This window comes from Roseovarius ramblicola, from assembly GCF_042430665.1.
Lineage (GTDB): Bacteria > Pseudomonadota > Alphaproteobacteria > Rhodobacterales > Rhodobacteraceae > Roseovarius > Roseovarius ramblicola.
Genome location: NZ_JBHMEC010000015.1, coordinates 91454 through 116652, shown reverse-complemented (window position 1 = coordinate 116652; position 25199 = coordinate 91454). Strand labels below are relative to the sequence as shown.

Genomic DNA, 25199 nt, shown 5'->3' with positions numbered 1-25199 from the left:
GCCATGACCGCCACCCTGCGCCCCACGCCCTCGGCCTGTCCGGCCTGTTCCGCCGCCCCGGCGGCAGAGGCGCTGGCGGCGCGCGACCTGCCCGATGCAAGGATCGCCCTGTCGCTGCCGACGATCCACTGCGCGGCCTGCATCTCGAAGATCGAGAGCGCGTTGGATGCGCACCCGCAGGTCCGTTCGGCGCGCGTCAACCTCACCCTCAAGCGCGCGAGCATCGACGCCGCGCCGGAGGTGACGGCAGAGGAGATGCGCGCCGTCGTCGAGGGGCTGGGCTACGAGGCGCACGAGCTTGACGCCGGCACGCTCAGCGCCAAGGCCACCGACCGCGCGGGCCGCGAACTCTTGATGCGGCTGGCGGTGGCGGGGTTCGCGGCGATGAACGTCATGCTGCTGTCGATCTCGGTCTGGTCCGGGGCCGAGGCGGCGACGCGCGACCTGTTTCACTGGATTTCCGCCGCCATCGCGCTTCCGGCCATCGCGTTTTCGGGCGTGCCGTTCTTTCGCAACGCCTGGGCGGCGCTGCGGCAGGGGCGGCTCAACATGGATGTGCCGATCACGCTGGCGATCGGGCTGGCGGTCATCACCTCGCTGTGGGAAACCGCGCTCTCGGGAGAGCACGCCTATTTCGACGCGGCCATTGCGCTCACCTTCTTCTTGCTGGCCGGGCGCTATCTCGATCACCGGACGCGCGCCATCGCCCGCTCCGCCGCCGAGGAGCTGACCGCGCTGGAGGTGCCGCGCGCCACGCGGCTGAAGGGCGGCGCCGAGGAGATGGTGAGCGTGTCGGAGCTTGCCGTGGGCGACCTGATCCTCGTGCGCCCCGGTGGGCGGATGCCGGTGGATGGCGAGATCGCGCAGGGCACGTCCGAGATCGACCGCTCGCTGCTCACGGGCGAGACGCGGCCCGTCTTCGCCGGAGAGGGGCAGGCGGTGAGCGCGGGCGAGGTGAACCTCACCGGGCCGCTGACCGTCCGCGCCACGGCGGTGGGGGCCGAGACCTCGCTGCACCGGATGGCCGATCTGGTGGCGATCGCGGAATCGGGGCGCTCGCGCTATACCTCGCTCGCCGACCGGGCCGCCAAACTCTATGCGCCGGGGGTGCATATCCTGTCGGCGCTGGCGTTCGCGGGCTGGTATCTCGCCACCTGGGATTTGCGCACTGCGCTCAATATCGCCGCTGCCGTGCTGATCATCACCTGCCCCTGTGCGCTCGGCCTTGCGGTGCCCGCGGTCACGACGGCGGCGTCGGGGCGGCTGTTCCGGCGGGGGATGCTGATCAAGCACGAGACCGCGCTGGAGCGGCTGGCGCAGGTGGACACGGTGGTGTTCGACAAGACCGGCACGCTGACCGCGGGCACGCCGCGGCTCGACGCGCCCGGGGCGCTGCCGCGCGAGGCGATGGCGGTGGCACGGGCGCTGGCCGAAGGGTCGTCGCACCCGCTGGCGCGGGCCATCGCCGGGGCGGCGCGCGAGGCGGGGATCGACGCGGCGGCGGTGTCGGACGTGACCGAGGTGCCGGGATACGGCACCAAAGGGTGCCACGAGGGCCGCGAGGTGCGGCTGGGGCGGGCAAGCTGGACCGGGGCGGAGCCGCGCGCGCAGACCGCAAGTTTCCTGAGCATGGGCGAGGGCGCGCCGGTGGCGTTTGCGTTCACCGACGCGCTGCGCCCCGGTGCCGCGGAGGCGGTCGAGGCGCTGGTGGCAGACGGCAAGCGGGTGATCCTGATGTCGGGCGACACCGAACCGGCGGTGGCGGCGCTGGCCGCGCGGTTGGGAATCGCGGAATGGACCGCCGAGGCGCTGCCCGCCGACAAGGCGGCGCGGGTCGAGGCGCTGGGCGCGGCGGGCGCGCATGTGCTGATGGTTGGCGACGGGCTCAACGATACCGCCGCGCTGACGGCGGCGCATGTGTCGGTCTCGCCCGCCTCGGCGCTCGATGCCGCGCGGGTGGCGTCGGATATCGTGCTTCTGGGCAATGACCTCTCGCCCATCGGCGCGGCCTGTGCGACGGCGCGCTCGGCCACCCGGCGCATCCGCGAAAATTTCAGGATCGCAACGGTTTACAACCTCGTGGCGGTGCCGCTGGCGGTGGCGGGATTGTGCTCGCCGCTGATCGCGGCCTTGGCCATGTCGGCGAGTTCGATTACCGTGTCGCTCAACGCGCTGCGGCTGAGGTAAGACATGAACGTGCTGGCCTATCTCATCCCGATCTCGCTGATCCTCGGCGGTCTGGGGCTGGTGTTCTTCATCTACACGGTGCGATCGGACCAGTATGACGATCCCGAGGGCGACGCCCGGCGCATCCTGTCGGATGACTGGGACGATCACCCCAAGCCGTGACCGGCGCGCGCCGCGTCCTTCGCATTCACGCGCCACGCTCCAATTCCCTGTTTTCGCATGTTCGAGGAGCTCAGAACCGGGTCCCGCTCTTGAGCCGGAAATGCGGGCTGGGGCAGTGGACCGATTTGGCCTATACCTGCCGTTCACCTCTCCGGTCCCGGCGCGGAATCAAGGGCGAAGCCCGCCGCGCCATCGCATGTCCGCCCCGTCGCACCGGAGGTGCGCCGATATAGGCGGCACGCCTCTGGCGTGACGGACAGGCGATGTGGCTCAGCCAGCGCGCCGATTGCATGTCTTGCGGGTATGGATGGATAAAGCGCACTGAAAAGACCGTCGGGTCGCCTGCCCGCGGACATGCGATGGCGCGGCTCACCCAATGTCCCCTCCAGGCCAACCGTCCCCTTTCACGACGACTCCGGCCACGGACGGCACCGTCCCGCACGCCCGCCGCCGGACCGACATCCGCGCAACCGGCGGTGCCCCGGAGGCAGACCGGGTGCCTTTCGTCAGGCGGCGAACACTACCCGCGCCCGATATAGGGCATCTGTGTCGCCATCAGCGTCATGAACTGCACGTTGGCCTCGGGCGGCAACGTGGCCATGTGCAGCACCGCGCGCCCGACATCGGCCACGTCCATGGTGGGCGGCGGCGCGTCGGGCTTGGCGGCGATGATGCTTTCCAGCAATTCGGTGCGCGCATTGCCGATGTCGATCTGCCCGCAGGCGATGTCAAATGCGCGGCCATCGAGGCTGAGCGACCGGGTCAACCCGGTGATCGCGTGCTTGGTGGTGGTATAGGCGACCGAGCCCTCACGCGGGGCATGGGCCGAGAGCGAGCCGTTGTTGATGATCCGCCCGCCCCGCGGCACCTGCCGCCGCATCTGTCCGAACGCCGCCTGCGCGCAGAGGAACATGCCGTGCAGGTTCACATCCACCACCTGCCGCCATTCGTCATACCCCAGCTCGTCGATCATCGCCGCGCGGCCAAAGCGTCCGGCGTTGTTGAACAGCACGTCGAGCCGGCCCGCCGTGGCGGCGAACAGGTCAAAGCAGCGCGCCACATCGTCAGGCGAGGTCACGTCGCCGGGCAGGATCACCGCGTTTTCATGCCCCCCGGCCACCGCCTCCAGCGCGCCCTCGCGGCGCGCCATCAGCCCCACACGCCAGCCCGCGTCGAGAAACGCGCGTGCGCAGGCGGCCCCGATCCCGGCGCTCGCCCCGGTGATGAGAACGGATGTCATGGCGCGTCCTCGCGTTCCAGTTCCAGGGCCACCGGCCGCGTGCGCAGATCGTCCACCCGCAGCGGCGCGGTCGGCTTCGACAGCCGGTTGCGCACCACCCAGTGCAGCCGCTCCTCGGCGCGGGTGATCGCGACATAGGCCAGCCGTTTCCACAGCGGCTGCCCCGCCTCCGATCGCCCCATGCGGGCGGCGGCATAGATATCGGGGGCAAAGACCTGAACGTCGCGCCATTGGCTGCCCTGCGCCTTGTGGATCGTCACCGCCGCGCCGTGCAGGAACACCGCGCCCATGTTCGCGGCATAGGGGATGAACGGCTCTTCCTCGCCCGGCTTCTCGATCTTGACGATCGACGCCGCCGACAGGCGCGGGTCCTCGGCTCCGATGACATGCAGCCGCGAGAAGCCCGGTCGCTTGCCCGGGCCGAGATAGATCACCTGCGCCCCCTTGATCAGGCCGCGAGCCTCCAGGTCCAGCCGCCTCTTGCGGTGTTTGAGCGGCAGCTCGATACCGTCGCAAATCAGCGGCTCGCCCTCCAGTAGCGCGGTCTCGGGCGCGTCATGGACGGCGCGAAAGGCGTTGATCAGGCGGATGCGCGTGGCGTTGCGCCAGACGAGGACAGGCGAGCGCGCCATAAGATCGACCTCGACCCGTTCGGCCCGTCTCACCCGGTCGTCGCGCTTGGCGGCGTCCTCGATCATCCGCTCGAAATGGTGAAACTCCAGCGCCGGATCGGCCAGCGCATGGGCAAGGTCGAGGATCGGGTTGTCGGCGTCCTGCCGGTGGATGCGGCTGAGTTCCAGCCGCGCGGGGGCGGGGAGGCTCTCGAACACCATGCCGTCATTGGATTTCACGGGCGGCAATTGCGCCGGGTCGCCGAACAGCAGCAGCGTCGGGAATATCTCCTGCAAATCCTCGAATTGCTTGGTATCGAGCATGCTCGCCTCATCGACGAGTCCGATATCGAGCGGCTCCTCGCGGCGCGTCCAGCCGGTGATGAAATCCGAGCCGCGCAGGCCAGCGGCCGCCATCGCACCCGGGATCGACTTGTGGTTCTGGTAGAACGCCAGCGCCCGGTCGAGCGCCAGGTCGGTTAGCCCCTCGATGCCGGGCCGCTCGCCATTTCCGGCCAGCCACTCGGCGATCTTCTCGTAGTCCGGGTCATAGACCGGGGTATAGAGAATGCGGTGAATGGTCGTTGCGGGCACGCCGCGCATCCGCAGCACGCTTGCCGCCTTGTTGGTGGGGGCGAGGATGGCGAGCGTGCGCCGGTCGCGGCGGCGGCGCCCCTCCCAGTCGCCCGAGACGACGTCGACCCCCGCCTCCTCCAGCGCGCGACAGAGCGCTGCCAGCAGCAGCGTCTTGCCCGACCCGGCCTTGCCGACCACGGCCATCACCCCGCGCTTGCCCTCGCGCGGCGGGGTGAGCGTGCCGTCGTCGAGATCGACGCCGACCCCGCGCAGCGCCTCGGCGATGCGGTCATGGGCCTCGGCCTGATCGGGGGAATAGGTGAGCGCGGTGCCGGTCATGGCGCGACCCTAGAGCATGTTGCTCGAAAGTGGGAACCGGTTTTGAGCTTTGCGAAGATGCGCAATCAGGAAAGCCGGGGCAAACGACGTGCCGGCGAAAGCCGCGATCCGGCTTGACCCTGCGCCGCGCTTCCCCGATTGAGAGGCAGGGGCTAGGATCGGCGGAAACACGCCGCCGGGGAAGGCAAGCAAGGCATGGCGCATATCATCGTGGTCGGCAACGAGAAGGGCGGCGCGGGCAAGTCCACCGTCTCGATGCATGTGGCGACCGCGCTGGCGCGCATGGGCCACCCGACCTGCGCGCTCGATCTCGACCTGCGGCAACGCAGCTTCGGTCGCTATGCCGAGAACCGGGCCCGCTTCGTGGAGCGCGAGGGGCTCGACCTGCTCGGCCCCCGCCTCGTGGAATTGCCGGAGGTGGCCGAGGCCGACCTCAGGCCCGGCGAGAATGTCTATGACCGCCGGCTCGCCGCCGCGATGGCCGGTGCCGAGCCCGACAACGACTTTATCGTGATCGACTGCCCGGGCTCGCACACGCGGCTGAGCCAGGTCGCGCACAGCCTCGCCGACACGCTGATCACGCCGCTCAACGACAGCTTCATCGATTTCGACCTGCTCGCGCGGACCGATGCGGACGGGCAGAAAGTGCTCGGCCCCTCGGTTTATTCAGAGATGGTGTGGAACGCGCGGCAATTGCGCGCGCAGGCTGGACTGCGGCCGATCGACTGGGTGGTGCTGCGCAACCGGGTGGGGGCGCAGCAGATGGTCAACAAGGAAAAGATGGGCCGCGCGCTCGACGCGCTGGCCAAACGGATCGGCTTTCGCGTGGCACCGGGCTTCAACGAGCGGGTGATTTTCCGCGAGTTGTTCCCGCGCGGCCTGACGCTGCTCGATCTGCGCGATATCGGCGTCAAGGGGCTCAACATCTCCAACATCGCGGCGCGCCAGGAATTGCGCGACCTCGTCAAGGCGCTGAACCTGCCGGGGGTGGCGGTCAGTTTCTAGAGAATCCGTCTTGATCAAGCGGATACTCTAACCGACCATCCTTGGTTGTTGCGCGAACGGACTGAGGCCCAGCCATTCCTGCATTCTGGCGGCGATTTCGCGGGGGCCGATCAGTTCCAGTCTTCCATGGCGGATCGCGTTTTCGACGGTGTCCAGCCCCATCCAGATCGCCGTCATGGTGCGCAGGCTCGATTCGGAATACAGATCGACCGCGTGGCCCGGATCCAGATAGCAGGCCTCGACACCGGATTGCGGATCGACCAGCAGCCAGTAGTTCTGCCGCGCGGCGGGAAGATCGCCGAACACGAACTGGAGGCACACCCGGCGCGCCGGCAGCGGGTCGATATTCAGGCCGCGATGCATGTCCCATATCAACAATTCAGGGTCGAGATTGTTGAGGGAAATCCCGCTCTCGACCCATCGCTGCCCCCATGCTCCGATCCCCATGACAAGCGGGCGCAGCTCTTCGCCAGCCTGCGTCAGGCGATACTCCTTGACGCCTTTGGGCCCCTTGACCGCGTGGATCACCCCGGCCGCCTCCAGCTCGCCCAGGCGCTTCGACAGAAGCGATGGCGACATCCGCGGCACGCCCCGCCGCAAATCGTTGAACCGCGTGCTGCCGCACAGAAGCTCTCGCAGCAAGAGCGGCGTCCAGCGCGCGCAGAGGACCTCCGAGGCCATCGCGATCGGACAGAACTGACCGTAGCCGCCACGCATGTCGCACCTCCAGTGCCCGGCAATCCCGGATCACAAGAGCCTAGGGGCCACGCCCCCATCGGTCCAGTACAGTTTCAGGACTATCGCGACCGGAGCATTGCGGCGACTCTGGAGGCGTATTTCTGATATCGGGGAGAGAAACCATGACGACGACACATAAAGGAACCTGCTTTTGCGGCAGCGTTGAAATCGAGGTGTCCGGAACACCGGAGGGCATGGGCTATTGCCACTGCGCGTCGTGCCGTGCCTGGTCGGCGGGGCCTGTGAACGCGTTCACGCTTTGGCAACCCGGCGATGTGCGGGTGACCAAGGGGGCGGGCGTCCTTGATAGATTTGCCAAGACGCCGAATTCCGAGCGGCAGTTCTGCACGAAATGCGGCGGACATGTCATGATCACTCATCCCGGACTGGGTCTGACCGACGTTCCCGCGGCTGTGGTTCCCAGCCTCGCTTTTGAGCCGGGTGTGCATGTCAACTACGCCGAGACCGTGCTGCCGATGCGGGACGGCCTGCCGAAATTCCGGGACTTTCCGGCCGAAATCGGCGGGTCGGGCGAGCATATGCCGGAGTAGCGGCCGCCCATACAGACGCCCTCAAGCTTCAAGAAAGGAAAAACCAATGACCAGGATCGCAGTCGTGCAGGAACCGCCGGTCTACCTCAACCTTGCCGCCAGCATGGAGCGTGCCGTCGAACTGGTTGCGCAGGCTGCCGGCGAAGGCGCCCGGCTGCTGGTTTTCCCCGAAGCCTGGTTTCCCGGCTACCCGACCTTTTGCTGGCGCCTGTCGCCGGGGGCCGACATGGGCAAGACGGACGCGCTGTTCGCCCTGTTGCAGGCCAATTCGGTCGATCTCAGCCGGGCTGGCATGGCCCCCTTGCAGGAGGCGGCGGCCGAGCACGACATGGTGATCGTGGCCGGGTATCAGGAGCTTGACGGCGCGGTGTCGGGCTCGACCCTCTATAATGCCTGCGTCATCATCGACGCCGACGGCACCATCGCCAACAACCACCGCAAGCTGATGCCGACCAACCCGGAACGCATGATCTGGGGCTTCGGCGACGGGTCGGGCCTCAACGTGGTCGACACGGCGGTGGGGCGGATCGGGGCGCTCTTGTGCTGGGAAAACTACATGCCAATGGCGCGCGCCGCGCTCTATGCCCAGAACATCGATATCCATGTCGCGCCGACCTGGGACAGCGGCGACACCTGGCTGGCCACGATGCAGCATATCGCCCGGGAAGGCGGCTGTTGGGTGATCGGATGCGCCACCGCATTGGAGGCGTCGGACATCCCCACGGACATCCCGCACTATGACATCCTGTTTCCCAACAAGGATGAATGGGTGAACCCGGGCGACGCCGTGGTCTACAAGCCCTTCGGCGGGGTCGCCGCCGGGCCGATGCACCGCGAAAAGGGCTTGCTCATGGCCGAGATCGACGTCGCCGATGCCCGCGCCTCGCGCCGGAAATTCGACGCCAGCGGTCACTATTCCCGGCCCGACGTGTTTTCGCTGGCCGTCGACAGAAACCCCAAAACTCCGGTTTCCTTCGTCTGAGCGGCGGCGGATGTCGGCGCCGTCCGGCGTTGCGCTCGCCCGCAATCCGCTGACTGTCCTGCCCTGACCGGCCTCACCCTGCGCGACCTCGACAAGGCGCTGAACCTGCCGGGGGGACGGTCAGGTTCTGAGGCCGGTGCCCAGAATGACGCGGTCCATCGGGATGTCCCAGGGCTGCGGGTAGATCGTGTCGATGCCGCAAAAGTCGTGACCCACGCCGATGGTGCGCGGGCGTGGCGCGAGCGTGGCGAGCGTCATGTCGTAATATCCCCCGCCATTGCCGAGCCGGTAGCCCGCCGCATCGACCCCCAGAAGCGGCACGATCACCAGATCGGGGTGTACGGGAGCGGGGCGCGCCGGCACCGGGATATTCCATATCCCCCGCGTCATGGCGCAGCCCGGCTGCCAGCGGTGGAACGCGACCGGCGCGCCCTTTTCGATGACGACGGGCAGGGCGATCACCGCGCCGCGCGCCGCCCAATCGGCAAGGCGCGGGCGCAGGTCCGGCTCTCCCCTGATCGGCCAATAGCCCGCGATGACGCGCCCGTCGGGATTGCCGATCTCATCGTCGAGCGCGGCCGCGACGCGATCGGATTGCGCGCGCAGTTGCTCCGGGGACAGGGCGCGCCTTGCCGCGTAGAGGCGCGCACGCTCTGCCTTGCGAAAGCGGTTGACGTCGCGCCATGTGGCGGCATCGACGACATGGCCGCCGACAAGGTGATGGGCGAAACAGGGGGCGTCGCCGGGGGGGTCGTCATCGGTCATGGTGGCCCCTTCAGAGTAGCGGTCCGGTGCGCGGCTGCGGGCGGATGCGCATCCGGCGGCTCATCCGCAGCGCCCAGATATTCGACACCGCCAGCACCGAGATCACCACCGCCCCGCCGATGAGCGCCCAGCGCCCCGGATCCTCGCCGATCACCGCCCAGGCGAGCAGCGGCGCCAGCACCGATTCCAGCAGGATCAGCAGCGCCACCTCGGCGGCGGTGATATAGCGCGGCCCCAGCGTCATCAGCGAGGTCGCGACGCTGATGAACGCGCCGTGCGCCAAAAGGAGCGGCCAGCTTGCCTGCCACGTCTCAAGCGGTGCGGCCAGCGGCCAGACCAGCAGCGACGCGCCGATCATCGCCACCGGCACCGTCGGCACCAGCGACACCTCGCGCAGCCGCCGCGCCGTGGTCATTGCCGCCGCGTAGGTCGCCGAAACGCCCAGCGCCACCAGGTCGCCGCTCCAGTGCGCGCCCGCCGTCTCGTGCGAGCCGCGCAGGATGAGCGTCAGCCCGGCGAACACCCCTATCATCGTCAGCACCATGCGCAGGCTGATCGCCTCGCCCAGGAACACGCGGCTGAAGATCGCGGCAAACACCGGCATCGAGGCGAGGATGAGCACCACGTTGGCGACACTCGTCCAGCTCACCGCCAGCACGAAGCCCGACAGGGATATGCCCAGCAGCACCGTGTAGAGCGCGCCGCGCGGCCCCGTCGCCGCCACCTCGCGAAAACCGCTCGGGCCGCGGGTCAGCAGCACGCCGATCAGGATCACGCTGCCCGCCGTGATCCCGCGCCAGAAGGTGATCGACGCGGCATCCCCGTCGATCAGCCGCACGAAGAGCGAATCCGGCACGATGAACAGCACGCCGGTGGCGGTGATGAGAAGGCCCTTGAGATGGTCGGTCACGGTGCACGCCCCGCCGTCGGGGGCAAGATCGCCAACCCCGCATGCGCCGGGCGCGCGGCCCGGGCGGCGGGGCCGACAAGGTGCAGCGTGAGCGTCATGGCCGGTCTCTCCCTGATGCGGACGGGACCGGTGCGGCCCCGCCGCCTGTCAGATCACAGCCGGGCCGCACTGTCCATCCGGGGCGGGGTCAGCCCTGCGACTTGCGGTGCCAGGCGAGGCCCAGCGTCACCGCACCGCCCACGGTGAGGTCTATGCCCAGGAACAGGCCGAGCAGGCCCAGCGCGCCGCCCGGCAGGCTGAGAACGATCAGCGCCGCGAGCACGAGCGACATCGCGCCGCCCGCCATCAGCCAGCCCCAGCCCCGCGCGGGCCGCATGTGCCACGCCAATGCGACGCGCAGCGCGCCCATCACGGTAAAGAACAGCGCCACCAGCGCGGTCAGCGTGACCAGCCCCGCCAGCGGGCTGAGCACCAGCGACACCGCGAACAGGATCAGCACGGTGCCGAGCGCGCCCGACAGCCAGCGGTCGCCGCGTGTCCCGGTGCCGTCCCGGACCGCGAAACCCAGTTGCATCGCGCCCGCGATCAGGAACGCCGCGCCGGCCACCGCCTCGGCGGCGAGCGACGCGGCGAACGGGTTGAGGAAGGCCAGCAAGCCGCCGGTCAGCATCACGACGCCGAGCAGGGCGAGCCCCTTCCAGCCCATGTCGGGCATCTGTCTGTCAAGTTGGTCGGTCATCCCGGTATCATGGGTCGAGGTCATGCCGTCCTCCTTTCCAATCAGCAGGTTGCGCAGCATTCCTGCGCCTCTCACCGTCGATCTGCGCATCGTTCCGGCGGCTTTCAACACCCCTCGCCAGCGACCGCCGCTCCGGTCTATGCTGGCCCCGGACACGGAACACAGGAGCCCGCCATGCCCGCCCCCGAAAACCGCCTGAAATCCGCGCTCGCGCGCGGCGAGACGCTCATCGGCTGCTGGGCGGGCTTCGCCGCGCCCTATCCCACCGAGGTGCTGGCCGAAGCCGGGTTCGACTGGCTGGTGATCGACGCCGAACACGCGCCCAACGATCTCGGGACCATCTCGGTGCAGTTGGGTGTGCTGCGCGGCGCGGCGACGCAGGCGGTGGTGCGCCTGCCGATGGGCGAGACATGGGCGATCAAGCAGGTGCTGGACGCGGGCGCGCAGACGCTCCTGATCCCGATGGTCGAGAGCGCGGCGCAGGCCGCGGACCTGGTGCGCGCCATGCGCTACCCGCCCGAGGGGGTGCGCGGCTCGGGCGCGGCGCTGGCGCGGGCCTCGCGCTTTTCCGGCATCCCGGACTACATCGTCACGGCCAACGCGCAGACCTGCCTGATGGTGCAGGTCGAGACGCGCGCGGGGCTCGACGCGCTCGACGACATTCTCGGCGTCGACGGGGTGGACGTGGTGTTCATCGGCCCCTCGGACCTTGCCGCCGACATGGGTCATCTGGGCGACGCCACCGTGCCCGAGGTGCAGGAGTCGATCCGCGATGCGCTGGGCCGCATCGCGGCGGCGGGGCGCGCGCCCGGCATCCTCGCGCTCGACCATGACACGGCAGCGCGCTACCGCGACTGGGGCGCGCGCGTCCTCGCCGTGGGGATCGACGTGGTCCTGCTGGCCGAGGCGGCGCGGGCGCTGGCCGCGCGCTGGCGCGAAGGCTGAGCGGAGCGGGCATGAGAGGGGGTGCGGTCGCGGGGACCATGGGCGGTCAAACAGGTCTGATCCATGCGCCGCTGCGGCGGTGGGGCTGCCGGCACGCTGGACCAGGATTTGAATTGCCGATTTGACAACGGTCAAGGACCGGCGCGTTCCCGGCGCGTTTACTGAGTGTCGTCGCCCCCCCCCCGGGGGACGCGACAGGGCCGGTGAGGGTGTCGCGCATCGCGTCTGCCTGACCGGCGCGCCGAATGCCAACTCGTGCAGGATGGAGGGCCCGATGATGATCGCAGCCGTGACCGGCGGGACCGGGGCGCCGTGCCCGCGTCCCGCGCCGCACTGAGGCGCGGGCAATGCGACTGGCGCGCGTGAGTGCAGCGGGGCGCGGGGCCACGGATCGCCTGCTGGCGGCGGTCGTGGCGCGGTTGGGCCGTGAAGGCGTTCAGCTTGCCGGTGCGCTGCGCGCCGTCGGGTCCGAGGCCGGTGCGACCCGTTGCAACAGCGCGTTGCGGCTGTTGCCGGATGGTCCCGTCATCGACATCACGCAGAATCTGGGCGCCGGATCGACGGCCTGCCGGATGGATGCCGGTGCGCTGGAGACGGCGGTGGCAGGCGCCACCGAGCGGCTGGCGATGCCGGGGGCCGACCTCGTGGTGCTCAACAAATTCGGGGTCAGCGAGGCCGAGGGGCGCGGGTTTCGGACGCTGGTCGCCGAGGCGCTCGGGCGCGGCCTGCCGGTTCTGATCGGCGTGCCCGATGTGCACCGGGCGGCCTTTGACCGCTTTGCGGGCGGCATGGCCGTTGCGCTGCCCGCGGACGAGGACGCCGTTTTCGCGTGGTGCCGGGAGGCGATGAGGCAGGCGGGCGGGACGGGCGACCTGTCAGGATGCTGACCCCCGTGCCTGCCGCGAAAGGGAGACTACGATGATCAAGGTGACGGTGTTGACAGGAAGGACGGCCACGCCATGACCGACAGCAGTCACACCGTGTATCCGGCGCGGTTCCCCGGCAGCGGCGTGGTCGCGCGCCTCGCCTGTGGCGTGGTGCAGCCGCTGCTGTCGCGAGCCGTGCGGCGCATCGCGGCGCGGCACCCGTCGCTGTTCGCACGGCTCGGGCCCCATCAGGGCACCGATTTCCTGATCGATCCGACAGACATGCCCTTTGCCCTGCATCTGCGGCCCGACCCGCAGGCACTCGTTTTCCGGGCGGTGCCGCGCGATGCGGCGCCGCAGGCGGGGGCGGTTATCCGGGGGCGGTTCCTGCTGCTGCTCGAACTGATGGATTCCGAAGAGGATGGCGACGCCGCCTTCTTCTCGCGCGATCTGGAGGTCACGGGCGATACCGAGGCGGTGGTGCGGCTGCGCAATGCGCTCGACGACGTGGACGGCTCCATCGCCGCGGAGACGGCGGCGATGTTCGGCCCGCCCGGTCGCGCCATCCTCGCGCGGTTGCGGCGGGCCTATTCCAACGATACCAACGCACAGGAGGGCGCATGAGCCTTGCCGAACTGATCTGCCCCGCGGGCACCCCCGCCGCCCTGCGCACCGCCGTGGATGCGGGCGCCGACGCGGTCTATTGCGGCTTTCAGGACGCGACCAACGCGCGCAATTTTCCGGGGCTGAACTTTACCCCCGACGAATTGGCCGGGGCGGTGGTCCATGCCCATGCGCGCGGCACCAAGTTGCTCTTGGCGCTCAACACCTATCCGCCGGCCGGCAAGGTCGATCTCTGGCGGCAGGCGGCGGATCTGGGCGCGCGGCTGGGGGTGGATGCCTTCATCGTCGCCGATATGGGCGTGGCCGACTACATCGCGCGCACGCATCCCGGTATCCGGCTGCACCTGTCGGTGCAGGCCGCGGCCTCCTCGCCCGAGGCGATCCGCTATTACTGCGATCATTTCGGCGTGCGGCGCGTGGTGCTGCCACGCATCCTGACCATCCCGGAGATCAGGCAGATCAAGCGCGAGATCCCCTGCGAGATCGAGACCTTCATCTTCGGCAATCATGGCCTGATGGTCGAGGGGCGGTGCAGCCTCACGAATTACCTCACCGGGCAGTCCACCAATATGGACGGCGTCTGCTCGCCCGCTGGGGATGTTGAGTATGCCCGGCACGCGGACGGCTCGATGTCGTCGCAGCTTGCGGGCTTTACCATCGACCGGTTCGGGCCGCAGGAAAAGGCGGGCTATCCCACCATCTGCAAGGGCCGCTACACCGCGCCGCACCGGCCCGAGGGCTATTATGCCTTCGAGGAGCCGGTGAGCCTCAACCTCTCGCGGCTCTTGCCGGACCTGATCGAGGCGGGCGTCCATGCCTTCAAGATCGAGGGGCGGCAGCGGTCGAAATCTTACGTGCGCGGCGTCGTGCGCGCCTTCCGCGCGGCGGTGGACGATATCCGGGCGGGGCGGCAGGCGAACATGGCCGACCTTGTTGCGCTGACCGAGGGGCAGAAACAGACGCAGGGCGCGTTCGAGACCAAGAAATGGCGGTGACAGAGATGACGAAACTGACCCTTGGCCCCATCGCCTATCACTGGTCCGCCGAGACGCGGCGCGACTTCTATGCGCGCATCGCCGACGAGGCCCCGGTGGATGAGGTCTGTCTCGGCGAGGTGATCTGTTCCAAGCGCGCGCCATTCCACGAGGGCGACCTGCCCGGGACCATCGACCGGCTGGAGCGCGCGGGCAAGCGTGTGATCGTCTCGACCCTGGCCGAGGTCATGCTGAAACGCGAGCGCAAGGCGACCGCCGATCTGGCCGCCATGGACGCCCCCGAGATCGAGGTGAATAACGCCGCCGGCCTCTATGAAAGGGGCGCGCGCCCGCACCGCATCGGCCCGTTCATGAACGCCTATAACGAGGCCACGATCGCGTGGATGGCCGGACAGGGGGCGACCCATGTCTGCCTGCCCGCCGAACTGCCCGGCCCGGCCATCGCCGTGGCGGCACAGGCCGCCCGCGATCTCGGGATGGGGGTCGAGGTGCAGGTGTTCGGCCGCGCCTCGCTCGCCGTCTCGGCGCGCTGCTACCATGCCCGCGCGCATGGCCGGACCAAGGACAATTGTCAGTTTGTCTGCGAGCAGGATGCCGATGGCATGCCGCTGCGCACCCGCGATGACGCGCCGATCCTGCGGGTGAACGGCATCCAGACCCAATCGGAGAGCTATCTCAGCCTGCTGCCCGAGACCCCCCGCCTCGTCGCCGATGGCGTCACGCATCTGCGGCTGATGCCGCAGGCAGTGGATATGGTGGCGGTGGCGGGCGTATTCCGCGACATGCTCGACGGTGGCCTGCCGGTCGGGGAGGCGGATCATCGCCTCGAAAAACTGTGCGGGGATGTCACTTTGAGCAACGGGTTCTTTCACGGCGCGGCGGGGTATCGGCGGATCGCCATGGCGGCGCAGACATGACGGCGCAAGGGAGACGATCAAATGGCGGCAACGACGGCTGAACGGATGCGCGCCTGGACGGGCCCCGCGATCCTGGCCTACGGCTTTCGCCCGTTCTTCTTCGGGGCAGCGGTTTGGGCGGCGCTGGCCATGGCGCTCTGGGTGCCGATGCTGACCGGACAACTCAGCCTGCCTTCGGCCTTTGATCCGGTGAGCTGGCACGCGCACGAGTTTCTCTATGGCTATCTGGGCGCGGTGGTCGCGGGGTTCCTGCTGACCGCGGTGCCGAACTGGACGGGGCGGCTGCCCATTGTCGGCTGGCCGCTGGGCGCGCTGGCGGTGCTGTGGCTGGCCGGGCGTGTCGCGGTGGCGGTCTCGGGCGGGCTGTCGCCGCTGGTCGTCGCCGTCATTGATCTGGCCTTTCCGGTCGTGTTCGCGCTGATCCTGCTGCGCGAGATCGTGGCGGGCCGGAACTGGCGCAACCTGATCGTGCTGGGATTGCTCGCGGTTTTCGCGCTCTCGAACGTGCTGTTTCACTGGGAGGCGGCGCAGGGGGGCTATGCCGCGCAAGGCCATGGCCTGCGGTTGGGCCTCGGTGCGGGCGTCATGATGATCGCGGTGGTCGGCGGGCGCGTCGTGCCCTCTTTCACGCGCAACTGGCTGGTCAGGCGCGGGCCGGGCCGCCTGCCGGTGCCGCCGATGCAGAGGTTCGACAAGCTGGCGCTGCTGGCGCTGCTGGCGGCATTGCTGGCCTGGGTGGCGGACCCGGTCCATGCCGCGACCGGCGGCATGCTATTGCTCGCGGGGGGGATGCACGTCGGGCGCCTCGCCCGCTGGAGCGGAGAGCGCACCCTCGCCGAGCCGCTGGTGACGGTGTTGCACGTCGCCTATGCCTTTCTGCCCCTCGGCGCGCTGGCGCTCGGTGCCGAAATCCTCATGCCCGGCGGTCTCGGCATGGCGGGGGCGCAGCATCTGTGGATGGCCGGTGCGATCGGGCTGATGACATTGGCGGTGATGACGCGGGCGACGCTGGGGCATACGGGCCGCGCGCTGAGCGCGGGCGGCGGCACGGTGGCGATCTATGGCGCGATCATGCTCGCCGCGCTGTCCCGCGTGGCCGCCGGGGTCTGGCCCGAACATGCGGCATGGCTGCATGGCCTGTCGGGCCTGGCCTGGATCGCGGCGTTCGGTGGCTTTGCGGTGGTCTACGGGCGGCTCTTGCTGCGGCTGCCCGCCGCGAAACGGGTCTGAGGAGGCCACGCATGGCATGGGGCGAATTCGCTTTGGCGTTTCTGGCATTCTTTCTCACCCATTCGGTGCCGATCCGCCCGCCGGTGCGGCCCTGGCTGGTGACGCGGCTCGGTCACGCGGGGTTCGGTCTTGCCTATTCGGCGCTGTCGCTCGGTGTGCTGGCGTGGCTGATCGGGGCGGCGGGGCGCGCGCCCTACCTGCCGCTCTGGCCCTGGGCACCGTGGCAGACCCACCTGGTTCTGACCGTGATGGGCCCGGTCTGCCTGATCCTGGCGTTCGCAATCGCGCGTCCCAACCCGTTTTCCTTCGGGGGGGCGGGCAATGCCCGGTTCGACCCCGCTCGGCCCGGTCTGGTGCGGCTGACGCGCCATCCCCTGCTTGCCGCGCTCGCGCTCTGGGCAGGGGCGCATCTGCTGGTCAATGGCGACCTTGCGCATGCGATGCTCTTCGGCACCTTTGCCGGGTTTGCCCTGCTCGGCATGCGCCTCATCGACCGGCGCCGGCAGCGCGAGATGGGCGCGGCCTGGAGCCGGCTCGACGCCGCGCGGCGCAGCAGCCTGCCGCGCCCGATGTCGTGGCCGGGCGTGGGGCTTCGGCTCTTGCTCGGTGTGGGGCTCTATGCCGGGCTGCTCTGGCTGCACCCGTGGCTGATCGGGGTGAACCCGCTATTGTGACCGATCGGCATCTCCATGCGGTATGCCCCCTGCGGCGGCCTCCGCGCCGCGTTTCATCCCCGCCACTGTCGGGGTCCTGAAGACCTCTGCCCGACGCGCGCCATCGCGGAGACCTGCTGCCCCCCGCGTCCCGGTCCGGCGGGGGCCATGCAAACACCCCTGCAAGGAAAAGGCGGCGCCGGATCGCCCCGGCGCCGCCCCTCTCATCCGCTCGACGCGGGGTCAGCCCAGATCGTAACGATCGGCTTCCATCACCTTGGTCCACGCGTTCACGAAGTCATAGACGAAGCGCTCGGCCGCATCGTCCTGCGCGTAGACCTCCGAATAGGCGCGCAGGATCGAGTTCGAGCCGAACACCAGATCGACGCGCGTCGCGGTGTGCCGGGTCTCGCCGGTCCGGCGGTCCACGATGTTGTAGAGGCCGCCGCCCGCGGGCTCCCACTTATTGCCCATGTCGGTGAGCGTGGTGAAGAAATCGGTCGTCAGCGCACCGGGGCGGTCGGTAAAGACGCCATGCGCCGTGCCGCCGTGGTTGGTGCCCATCGCGCGCATGCCGCCGATGAGGCAGGTCATCTCGGGTCCGGTGAGACCCATGAGCTGCGCCCGGTCGAGGAGCATTTCCTCGGAGGTGACGATGTAATCCTTCTTCATCCAGTTGCGGAACCCGTCGGCGAGCGGTTCGAGCACCGAAAACGAGTCCGCGTCGGTCATCTCGTCGGTGGCATCGCCGCGACCGGGCGCGAACGGCACCTCGATCCCGACCCCGGCGGCGCTGGCGGCCTGCTCGACCCCCACATTGCCCGCCAGCACGATGATATCGGCCACGCTCGCGTCAACCTCGGCGGCAATCGGCTCCAGCACGCCCAGCACGCGGGCCAGGCGCTCGGGTTCGTTGCCCTCCCAGTCCTTTTGCGGGGCAAGGCGGATGCGCGCGCCATTGGCGCCGCCGCGATAGTCAGAGCCCCGGAAGGTGCGCGCCGAATCCCACGCGGTCGCCACCATGTCCGACACCGACAGCCCGCTTTCCGCGATCAGGCGCCTGGCCTTGCCGATATCGAAATCGGCATTGCCCGCCGGAACCGGATCCTGCCAGATCAGCGTCTCAGCGGGCACGTCGGGGCCGATATAGCGCTCCTGCGGGCCCATGTCGCGGTGGGTCAGCTTGAACCACGCCCGCGCGAAGGTATCCGAGAAATACGCCTCGTCGGCCATGAACTTCTCGCAGATGGCGCGATAGTCGGGGTCCATCTTCATCGCCATGTCGGCATCTGTCATGACCGGCATGGCGCGCTTCGACGGATCGGTGGGATCGACCGGCATATCCTCTTCGGCGATGTCCACCGGCATCCACTGGTTGGCACCGGCGGGGGATTTCTTCACCTCCCACTCATGGCCGAACAGCAGCTTGAAATAGCCCATGTCCCACTGCGTCGGGTTGGTCGTCCACGCGCCCTCGATCCCCGAGGTGATCGCGTTGGTGGCCGCGCCCTTGAGGTTCGGGTTGATCCAGCCGAGGCCCTGCGTCTCGACATCCGCACCCTCGGGCTCGGCCCCGAGCGCGCTCGCGTCGCCATTGCCGTGGCACTTGCCGACGGTGTGCCCGCCGCAGGTCAGCGCCACGGTCTCCTCGTCGTTCATCGCCATGCGGGCAAAGGTCTCGCGCACCTGGCCCGCCGTCTTGAGCGGGTCGGGCTGGCCGTTGACGCCCTCGGGGTTGACGTAGATGAGGCCCATCTGCACGGCGGCCAACGGGTTTTCCATCGTGTCGGGCTTGGTCACGTCGTCATAGCGCGTGTCCGACGGGGCCAGCCATTCGCGCTCGGCACCCCAGTAGGTGTCCTTCTCGGGGTGCCAGATATCCGCGCGGCCAAAGGAAAAGCCGAACGTCTTCAGCCCCATCGACTCGTAGGCCATGTTGCCCGCGAGGATGATGAGATCGGCCCAGCTCAGCCTGTTGCCGTATTTCTTCTTGATCGGCCACAGGATGCGGCGCGCCTTGTCGAGGTTGCCGTTGTCGGGCCAGGAATTGAGCGGGGCAAAGCGGATGTTGCCGGTGCCCGCGCCGCCGCGCCCGTCCTGCAGGCGGTAGGTGCCCGCCGCGTGCCACGCGAGACGGATCATCAGCCCGCCGTAATGGCCCCAGTCGGCGGGCCACCACTCCTGGCTGTCGGTCATCAGCGCCTTGAGGTCATCCTTGACCGCCTCGACATCGAGACCGCGCACCGCGTCGCGATAATCGAACTCCTCGCCCAGCGGATCGACCTTGGTGTCATGCTGGTGCAGGATGTCGAGGTTGAGCATTTTCGGCCACCAGTCGGTGACGCTCTTGCCGCTCTCGGTCTGCCCGCCATGCATGACGGGGCATTTGGCCATATCGTTGCCGTCCATCTTGTCCTCCGGTTCGGTTGGCATCTTTCGCCTGACGCGCACTGCGCGACGCGAATCTGGAATTATTCTAACAAATCTGACAAATTAGGTAAAATTCTCTTTTCGGATCATTACGATAAGCTTTGATTATATGAGTTGCCCCGCTTCAGCAGTATTTCCGCCTCTGCCGTGATGCGGGATATGATCCCGGCCGCTGGCGGCCGGTCATGGATCAGGCCCGCCGCCTCGCCGACGAAGGTGCTGGCGCGTTCCGGGTCGCCCGCCTGCCAGCCCGCCGCCCAATCCGCCCGCGCCTCAGGGTCGGCGCGCAGCCCCTCGGGATCGTCGTGCCAGCGGTCGGTCACCTTGTTGCGCAGCACTCGCGCGGTATAGCGCGCCGGCCAGCGCAGGCCGCGCGCGGCGTCCATCACGGTCGAGCGGATGGTCGCGTCGCCGGTGGCGGCGATGGCGGCCCCGGTCATCGCCTCGCTCACCGCCGCCTCGCGCGACGCCCAGAGCCGCGAGCCGATCAGCACGCCATCCGCCCCCAGCATCAGCGCCGCCGCCAGCCCCCTGCCGTCGGCAATGCCGCCCGCCGCCAAGAGCAGCGTGTCGGGGCTGTGCGCGGCCAGCCAGTCGGCCACCTCGGGCACCAGCGTGATCGTGCCGCGCCGTTCGCCATGGCCGCCCGCCTCCGATCCCTGCGCCACGATCACCCGCGCGCCCACCTCCGCCGCCCGCTGCGCGTCGCGCAGGGTCTGCACCTGGGCCATCAGCGGCACGCCCGCCTCGGCAATGCGCCGCGCAAACGGGGCCGGATCGCCGAACGACAGGCACAGCGCCGCCGGATCGCGCGCCAGCACCCGGTCGAGCACGGCGGGGTTATCCGCCAGCTTCCAGGTGATGAAGCCGCAGCCGACCGCCGCGTTCCCCGCCTCGGCAAACGCCCCCTCGATCCAGTCCGCATCGCCATAGCCGCCACCGATCAGGCCCAGCCCCCCGGCATGGCTCACCGCCGCCGCCAGCCTGCCGCCCGCCGCCATCGCCATCGGGGCGGACACGATGGGATGGGTCAGGCCGAACGCCTCTGTGAGCCGCGTTTTCATGCCAGCACCGTGGCCACGATCCCCGGCAGGTCGGCGAAATCGGCGAATGCGCGGGCATGGGGCATGTCCGCCACCGGCCCCTTGCGATACCCTTGCGTGTAGAGCGCAAAGGGCAGGCCCGCCCGCGCCGCTGTCTCGGCATCCACCTCGCTGTCGCCGACATAGACCACGTCGCGCGCGCCCAGGCCCGCCACCGCCGCCTGCAATGGCGCCGGGTCGGGCTTGCGCACGGTCAGGCTGTCGCCGCCGATCACCACCGGGAAATGCCCGTCGAGACCGAGATGCGCCAGCACGGAACGGGCAGGTGTGACGGGCTTGTTGGTGCACAGGCCAAGCGCGAAGCCCGCGTTTTCGAGCGCGTGCAGCGCCTCTGCCGCGCCGGGATAAACCCGTGTCAGCGTCACCGCCGTCTCGTAGAGGTCGATGAATTCCGCGATCAGTTGCGCGCGCAGCGCGGCATCGCCCGGACGCCCGCGCGCCCGCAGGCAGCAGGAAATGAAATGCGGCACGCCGCTGCCGATGAAGCTGCGGGTGTCCTCTGGCGTGAAGGGGGCGAACCCGTGCCGCGCCATCAGGGTGTTGGCGGCGGCGTGGATGTCGGGGGCGCTGTCGATCAGCGTGCCGTCGAGGTCGAAAACGACCGCGCGGGTCATGCCCCCGTTCATGCCATCGCGCCGGTGGCCGCCTCTGCGGCGGCGCGGATGCTGCGGATGTTCTCACCGTAAACGCCGGGATTGTCGACGCTGCCGCCCTTGAACACTGCCGAGCCTGCGACCAGCACATCGGCCCCGGCAGCGGCCATCAGCGGCGCGGTTTCGGGCGTGATGCCGCCGTCGATCTCGATATGGATGGGCCGGTCGCCGATCATGCTGCGCAGGCGTTTCACCTTGTCGATCTGGCTGTGGATGAATTTCTGCCCGCCAAAGCCGGGATTGACCGTCATCACGCAGACAAGGTCGATCATGTCGAGCAGGGTCTCCACCCCGTCGAGCCCGGTGCCGGGGTTGAGCGCGAGCCCCGCCTTGCAGCCCGCGCCGCGAATGGCCTGCAGGGTGCGGTGGGTATGCGGCCCGGCCTCGAGATGCGCGGTCAGCACATCGGCCCCCGCCTGCGCGAAGGCGTCGATATACGGGTCCACCGGCGCGATCATCAGGTGCACGTCCATCACCGTGCGGATATGCGGGCGGATGGCGGCGCAGAGCGGCGGGCCAAAGGTGAGGTTCGGCACGAAATGCCCGTCCATCACATCGACATGCACCCAGTCGCAACCCTGATTCTCGATCGCCCGGATCTCGGCTCCGAAATTGGCGAAATCGGCCGAGAGGATCGACGGTGCGATCTTGATGGAACGGTCACGGGGCATGGCGGCTCTCCTGCGGTGGGGACGATTGGGAAATGCGCGCTCGGACGTGGAAGGTCAAGAGCGGCCCGGTTGCCGCGTAGATTTCACCGTCACCCTCCGGCTTGACCGGAGGGTCCCCGGCCCCTCCGCAGATCCCCGGGTCAGGCCCGGGGATGACGGCGCACGCGATTGATCCCTCTCGCCTTTCGTGCAACCGTCCCCGAAAACGAGAACAGGGAGGAGACCGCCATGCAGGGCATGATGATGCACCGCGACCTGCGGATCATCGACATCCTGCGCCACGCGGCGGAGGTACATGCCGATCAGGGGATCGTGTCCGCGCGGGTGGAGGGCGACCTGCACCGTCAGAGCTATCCGCAGACGCTGGCGCGCTGCGCGCGGCTTGCCCACGCGCTCAAGGGACTCGGGGTGGAGCCCGGCGACCGGGTGGCGACGCTGGCGTGGAACGGGCACCGCCATTTTGAGCTCTACTACGCCGTGGCCGGAATCGGCGCGGTCTGTCACACGATCAACCCGCGGCTGGCGCGCGAGCAACTGCTCTACATCATCGACCATGCCGGCGATCGGCTGATCTTTCTCGACCTCACCTTCGTGTCGCTGGTCGAGGACCTGTTGCCCGATCTGCCCGCGGACCTGCGCCTAGTGATCCTCAGCGATCGCGCCCACATGCCCGAGACCGCCCTCGATGCGCTGTGCTACGAGGATTTGCTCGCCGGTCAGCCCACCGAATACGACTGGCCCGACCTGCCCGAGGACACGGCCTGCGGCCTGTGCTACACCTCGGGCACCACCGGCCACCCCAAGGGCGCGCTCTATTCGCACCGCTCCACGGTGCTGCACGCGCTTCAGGTGCCGGTCTGTCAGACCAGCAGTTTCCGCGCCGGGCGGCGCATCCTGCCGGTGGTGCCGATGTTCCACGTCAACGCCTGGGGCCTGCCCTATACCGCGCCGCTCACCGGTACGACGCTGGTCATGCCGGGTCCCGCCCTCGACGGCCCAAGCCTGTTTCGTCTGATGGAGGGCGAGGGGGTCTTTTCCGCCTGGGGCGTGCCCACGGTCTGGGCCGGGCTGCTGGAGGAGATCGGGGCGCAGGGGCGCGTGCCGGACGGCTTCGGCGATCTGGTGGTCGGCGGCTCTGCGGCGCCGCGCGTGATGATCGAGGCTTACGAGGCGCGCGGCGTCAACGTGGCACAGGCCTGGGGCATGACCGAGATGAGCCCGATCGGCACCCACGGCGTGCTGCCGCCGCGCTTTGACGATGCCCCGGCGGAGGAGCGCATCGCCGCCAAGTGCTGTGCCGGGCGGCGCATTTTCGGAGTCGAGTTCAGGATCGTCGACGATGACGGCACCCCGCAGCCCCATGATGGCACGGCGGTGGGCGAGCTCTATGTGCGCGGAAACACGGTCATTTCCGGCTATTTCCGCAATGACGACGCGACCCGCGCCGCCATCGACGCCGAGGGCTGGTTCGGCACCGGCGACGTGGCCTCGGTCGATGCCGAGGGCCGACTGGTGATCCGCGACCGGGCCAAGGATCTCGTGAAATCGGGGGGCGAGTGGATCAGTTCGATTGATCTGGAGAACGCCGCGCTCTCGCATCCCGCCATCGCCGCCTGCGCCGTGGTGGCGATGCCGCACCCGAAATGGGACGAGCGCCCGGTGCTTGTGGCGGTGCCCTCGGGCGAGGCGCGCCCCGCGCTGGAGGAGGTGCACGACCACATGGCCCCGCATTTTGCACACTGGCAATTGCCCGACGATCTCGTCTGGGTGGAGGACTTGCCGCTCACCGCCACGGGCAAGATATCCAAGCTCACCCTGCGGCAGCGTATGGACGACTACGTCCTGCCCGACCTGCGCGGAGGCGCGGCATGAGCGGACTGGACCTGCCGGCGCTCACCGCGTGGCTGGAAGATCACATGCCGGGCGTCACCGGCCCGGTCGAGGCCGTGAAATTCAGCGGCGGGCAGTCCAACCCGACCTACAGGTTGAGCACGCCAACCGGGAGGTTCGTTCTGCGCCGCAAGCCGCCCGGCGTGCTGCTGAAATCCGCCCACGCCGTCGAGCGCGAATACCGCGTGCAGCGCGCGCTGGCGGGAACCGATGTGCCGGTGGCGCGGATGCACGCGCTGTGCGAGGACGAGACCGTGATCGGCACCCCGTTCTACATCATGGAGGAGGTCACGGGCCGCATTTTCGACGCGCCCGCGATGCCGGGGCTGGAGCCGTCCGGGCGGGGGGCCATCATCGACGAAATGAACCGCGTGCTGGCGGCGATCCACGATGTCGATCTCGCGGCCGCCGGGCTCGACGATTACGGCCCCGGCGGCAATTACTACGCCCGCCAATGCGCCCGCTGGACCAAGCAGTACCGCGCCACCGCCACCGATGATGTGCCCGGGATGGAGCGGCTCATCGACTGGCTGGCCGCCAACCTTCCCGACGATGACGGGCAGCGCTGCCTCGTGCATGGCGACTACCGGCTCGACAACCTGATCTTCGCCCCCGACGCCCCCGGGATCCGCGCCGTGATCGACTGGGAGCTTTCGACCACCGGTCACCCCTATGCCGATCTCGCCGCCGTGCTGATGCAATGGGCCATGCCCGCCACCGCCGAGGGGCGCGGGCTGGCGGGGCTGGACCGTGCGGCGCTGGGGCTGTGGTCCGACGACGCGTTCGTCGCGCGCTATTGCGAGCGACGCGGCATAGCGCCGATCGCCGATTTCGGCTTTTACCTCGCCTTCGCCCATTTCCGCATGGCGGCAATCCTGCAAGGGGTGAAAAAGCGCGCGCTGGACGGCAACGCCGCCGATCCCGAGCGGGGCAGGCGGCTGGGGGCCTATGTGCCCGAATTCGCGCGCGCCGGGCTGGCGGCGGCGGAGGGGCGCGGATGACCGACCGCCACGAACCACCCTCGGGGCTTCAGACCCACCTGGGCTATGACCTGACCGCATGGGAGCATGATTTCGCGCGGGTCGAATTGCCCCTCGGCCCCCACCTGATGAACCGGCAGGGCCTGCCGCATGGCGGTCTCCACGCCACGCTCCTAGATACGGCGATGGGGTTCGCCGGATGTTACACCGGCGATCCCGACCGGCGGCAGATGGCGCTGACGCTGTCGCTCACGGTGAATTTCCTCGGGCAGGCGCAGGGCGGGCGGCTGATCGCCGAGGCGCGGCGCACCGGTGGCGGCAAGAGTACATACTTTGCCGAAGGCACGGTGCGCGACGAGACCGGCGCGACCATCGCCACCGGCACGGGGGTGTTTCGCTATCGCCGGGGCGGCTGAGGGCGAAAAATCCTGCCCATC

At 69.1% G+C, this 25199-nt stretch carries 25 protein-coding genes; 15 read left to right on the top strand and 10 right to left on the bottom strand.

The window, feature by feature from the left end:
- Positions 1-3 precede the first annotated feature (3 nt).
- Together ACFFU4_RS09150 and ccoS are read left to right on the top strand one after the other, a co-directional pair.
- Positions 4-2187, top strand: coding sequence for a heavy metal translocating P-type ATPase (locus ACFFU4_RS09150; protein ID WP_377069307.1), 2184 nt, complete (start codon positions 4-6; stop codon positions 2185-2187).
- Positions 2188-2190: 3 nt separating this feature from the next.
- On the top strand, positions 2191-2349 hold the full coding sequence (ccoS, locus tag ACFFU4_RS09145) for a cbb3-type cytochrome oxidase assembly protein CcoS (RefSeq protein WP_377069305.1): 159 nt from the start codon (positions 2191-2193) through the stop codon (positions 2347-2349).
- Positions 2350-2869: 520 nt separating this feature from the next.
- On the opposite strand, the gene ACFFU4_RS09140 is transcribed toward ccoS, so the two are convergent.
- Positions 2870-3589 (bottom strand): SDR family oxidoreductase, encoded by a 720-nt coding sequence (locus ACFFU4_RS09140; protein WP_377069303.1) that lies wholly within the window; start codon positions 3587-3589, stop codon positions 2870-2872.
- The gene (locus ACFFU4_RS09135; protein WP_377069301.1) at positions 3586-5115 is read right to left on the bottom strand and encodes an ATP-dependent DNA helicase; all 1530 of its coding nucleotides are present in this window, start codon (positions 5113-5115) and stop codon (positions 3586-3588) included. Before ACFFU4_RS09135 ends, ACFFU4_RS09140 begins: the two co-directional genes overlap by 4 nt.
- 195 nt (positions 5116-5310) lie before the next feature.
- On the opposite strand from ACFFU4_RS09135, the gene ACFFU4_RS09130 reads away from it, so the two are divergent.
- On the top strand, positions 5311-6120 hold the full coding sequence (locus tag ACFFU4_RS09130; protein WP_377069299.1) for a division plane positioning ATPase MipZ: 810 nt from the start codon (positions 5311-5313) through the stop codon (positions 6118-6120).
- Positions 6121-6147: 27 nt separating this feature from the next.
- Here ACFFU4_RS09130 and ACFFU4_RS09125 read toward each other — a convergent pair whose 3' ends face one another.
- Entirely contained in the window at positions 6148-6837 is a 690-nt protein-coding gene (locus ACFFU4_RS09125) for a winged helix-turn-helix transcriptional regulator (RefSeq protein WP_377069297.1), read from the bottom strand.
- A 143-nt stretch (positions 6838-6980) separates the two neighbouring features.
- Here ACFFU4_RS09125 and ACFFU4_RS09120 point away from each other — a divergent pair, with 143 nt between their 5' ends.
- Entirely contained in the window at positions 6981-7409 is a 429-nt protein-coding gene (locus ACFFU4_RS09120) for a GFA family protein (protein ID WP_377069295.1), read from the top strand.
- 46 nt (positions 7410-7455) lie between these two features.
- A complete protein-coding gene (locus tag ACFFU4_RS09115; protein ID WP_377069293.1) occupies positions 7456-8391 on the top strand; it encodes a carbon-nitrogen hydrolase family protein in 936 nt (311 codons plus the stop codon).
- 120 nt (positions 8392-8511) lie between these two features.
- On the opposite strand, the gene ACFFU4_RS09110 is transcribed toward ACFFU4_RS09115, so the two are convergent.
- From ACFFU4_RS09110 to ACFFU4_RS09100, 3 genes are all read right to left on the bottom strand, one after another.
- Positions 8512-9156: a 5-formyltetrahydrofolate cyclo-ligase gene (locus ACFFU4_RS09110; protein WP_377069291.1), complete on the bottom strand. Its 645-nt coding sequence runs from the start codon at positions 9154-9156 to the stop codon at positions 8512-8514.
- A gap of 10 nt (positions 9157-9166) precedes the next feature.
- On the bottom strand, positions 9167-10066 hold the full coding sequence (locus ACFFU4_RS09105) for a DMT family transporter (RefSeq protein ID WP_377069289.1): 900 nt from the start codon (positions 10064-10066) through the stop codon (positions 9167-9169).
- A gap of 187 nt (positions 10067-10253) precedes the next feature.
- Positions 10254-10865: an HdeD family acid-resistance protein gene (locus ACFFU4_RS09100; RefSeq protein WP_377069287.1), complete on the bottom strand. Its 612-nt coding sequence runs from the start codon at positions 10863-10865 to the stop codon at positions 10254-10256.
- Positions 10866-10979: 114 nt separating this feature from the next.
- Here ACFFU4_RS09100 and ACFFU4_RS09095 point away from each other — a divergent pair, with 114 nt between their 5' ends.
- The 7 genes from ACFFU4_RS09095 to ACFFU4_RS09065 all read left to right on the top strand — a co-directional run bounded on the left by ACFFU4_RS09095 (position 10980) and on the right by ACFFU4_RS09065 (position 17056).
- Positions 10980-11750, top strand: a complete 771-nt coding sequence (locus tag ACFFU4_RS09095; RefSeq protein WP_377069285.1) for an HpcH/HpaI aldolase family protein — start codon at positions 10980-10982, stop codon at positions 11748-11750.
- 347 nt (positions 11751-12097) lie between these two features.
- The gene (locus ACFFU4_RS09090) at positions 12098-12637 is read left to right on the top strand and encodes a DUF2478 domain-containing protein (RefSeq protein ID WP_377069283.1); all 540 of its coding nucleotides are present in this window, start codon (positions 12098-12100) and stop codon (positions 12635-12637) included.
- Between the two features lie 72 nt (positions 12638-12709).
- On the top strand, positions 12710-13240 hold the full coding sequence (gene ubiT, locus ACFFU4_RS09085) for a ubiquinone anaerobic biosynthesis accessory factor UbiT (protein WP_377069281.1): 531 nt from the start codon (positions 12710-12712) through the stop codon (positions 13238-13240).
- Complete coding sequence (ubiU, locus tag ACFFU4_RS09080; RefSeq protein WP_377069279.1) at positions 13237-14235, top strand: ubiquinone anaerobic biosynthesis protein UbiU; 999 nt, start codon at positions 13237-13239, stop codon at positions 14233-14235. The genes ubiT and ubiU overlap by 4 nt, the downstream gene beginning before the upstream one ends.
- A gap of 5 nt (positions 14236-14240) precedes the next feature.
- Positions 14241-15152 carry a ubiquinone anaerobic biosynthesis protein UbiV gene (gene ubiV / locus ACFFU4_RS09075; protein WP_377069277.1) on the top strand — a complete coding sequence of 304 codons (912 nt, stop codon included), beginning with the start codon at positions 14241-14243 and terminating at the stop codon, positions 15150-15152.
- 21 nt (positions 15153-15173) lie between these two features.
- Entirely contained in the window at positions 15174-16382 is a 1209-nt protein-coding gene (locus ACFFU4_RS09070; RefSeq protein WP_377069275.1) for an NnrS family protein, read from the top strand.
- An 11-nt stretch (positions 16383-16393) separates the two neighbouring features.
- Positions 16394-17056, top strand: a complete 663-nt coding sequence (locus ACFFU4_RS09065) for an NnrU family protein (RefSeq protein WP_377069273.1) — start codon at positions 16394-16396, stop codon at positions 17054-17056.
- Positions 17057-17278: 222 nt separating this feature from the next.
- Here ACFFU4_RS09065 and katG read toward each other — a convergent pair whose 3' ends face one another.
- From katG to rpe, 4 genes are all read right to left on the bottom strand, one after another.
- Positions 17279-19444: a catalase/peroxidase HPI gene (gene katG, locus ACFFU4_RS09060; RefSeq protein WP_377069271.1), complete on the bottom strand. Its 2166-nt coding sequence runs from the start codon at positions 19442-19444 to the stop codon at positions 17279-17281.
- Between the two features lie 110 nt (positions 19445-19554).
- The gene (locus ACFFU4_RS09055) at positions 19555-20529 is read right to left on the bottom strand and encodes an NAD(P)H-dependent flavin oxidoreductase (RefSeq protein ID WP_377069269.1); all 975 of its coding nucleotides are present in this window, start codon (positions 20527-20529) and stop codon (positions 19555-19557) included.
- Positions 20526-21182 (bottom strand): phosphoglycolate phosphatase, encoded by a 657-nt coding sequence (gph, locus tag ACFFU4_RS09050; RefSeq protein WP_377069267.1) that lies wholly within the window; start codon positions 21180-21182, stop codon positions 20526-20528. Before gph ends, ACFFU4_RS09055 begins: the two co-directional genes overlap by 4 nt.
- A gap of 8 nt (positions 21183-21190) precedes the next feature.
- Positions 21191-21892 carry a ribulose-phosphate 3-epimerase gene (rpe, locus tag ACFFU4_RS09045; protein ID WP_377069265.1) on the bottom strand — a complete coding sequence of 234 codons (702 nt, stop codon included), beginning with the start codon at positions 21890-21892 and terminating at the stop codon, positions 21191-21193.
- Between the two features lie 228 nt (positions 21893-22120).
- On the opposite strand from rpe, the gene ACFFU4_RS09040 reads away from it, so the two are divergent.
- Genes ACFFU4_RS09040 through ACFFU4_RS09030 form a run of 3 tightly spaced genes read left to right on the top strand, consistent with a single transcriptional unit; the run spans position 22121 to position 25178 of the window.
- Positions 22121-23764 (top strand): long-chain fatty acid--CoA ligase, encoded by a 1644-nt coding sequence (locus ACFFU4_RS09040; RefSeq protein ID WP_377069263.1) that lies wholly within the window; start codon positions 22121-22123, stop codon positions 23762-23764.
- Positions 23761-24783 (top strand): phosphotransferase family protein, encoded by a 1023-nt coding sequence (locus tag ACFFU4_RS09035; protein WP_377069261.1) that lies wholly within the window; start codon positions 23761-23763, stop codon positions 24781-24783. Before ACFFU4_RS09040 ends, ACFFU4_RS09035 begins: the two co-directional genes overlap by 4 nt.
- Positions 24780-25178: a PaaI family thioesterase gene (locus ACFFU4_RS09030; protein ID WP_377069259.1), complete on the top strand. Its 399-nt coding sequence runs from the start codon at positions 24780-24782 to the stop codon at positions 25176-25178. The genes ACFFU4_RS09035 and ACFFU4_RS09030 overlap by 4 nt, the downstream gene beginning before the upstream one ends.
- The last annotated feature ends 21 nt before the right edge of the window (positions 25179-25199 follow it).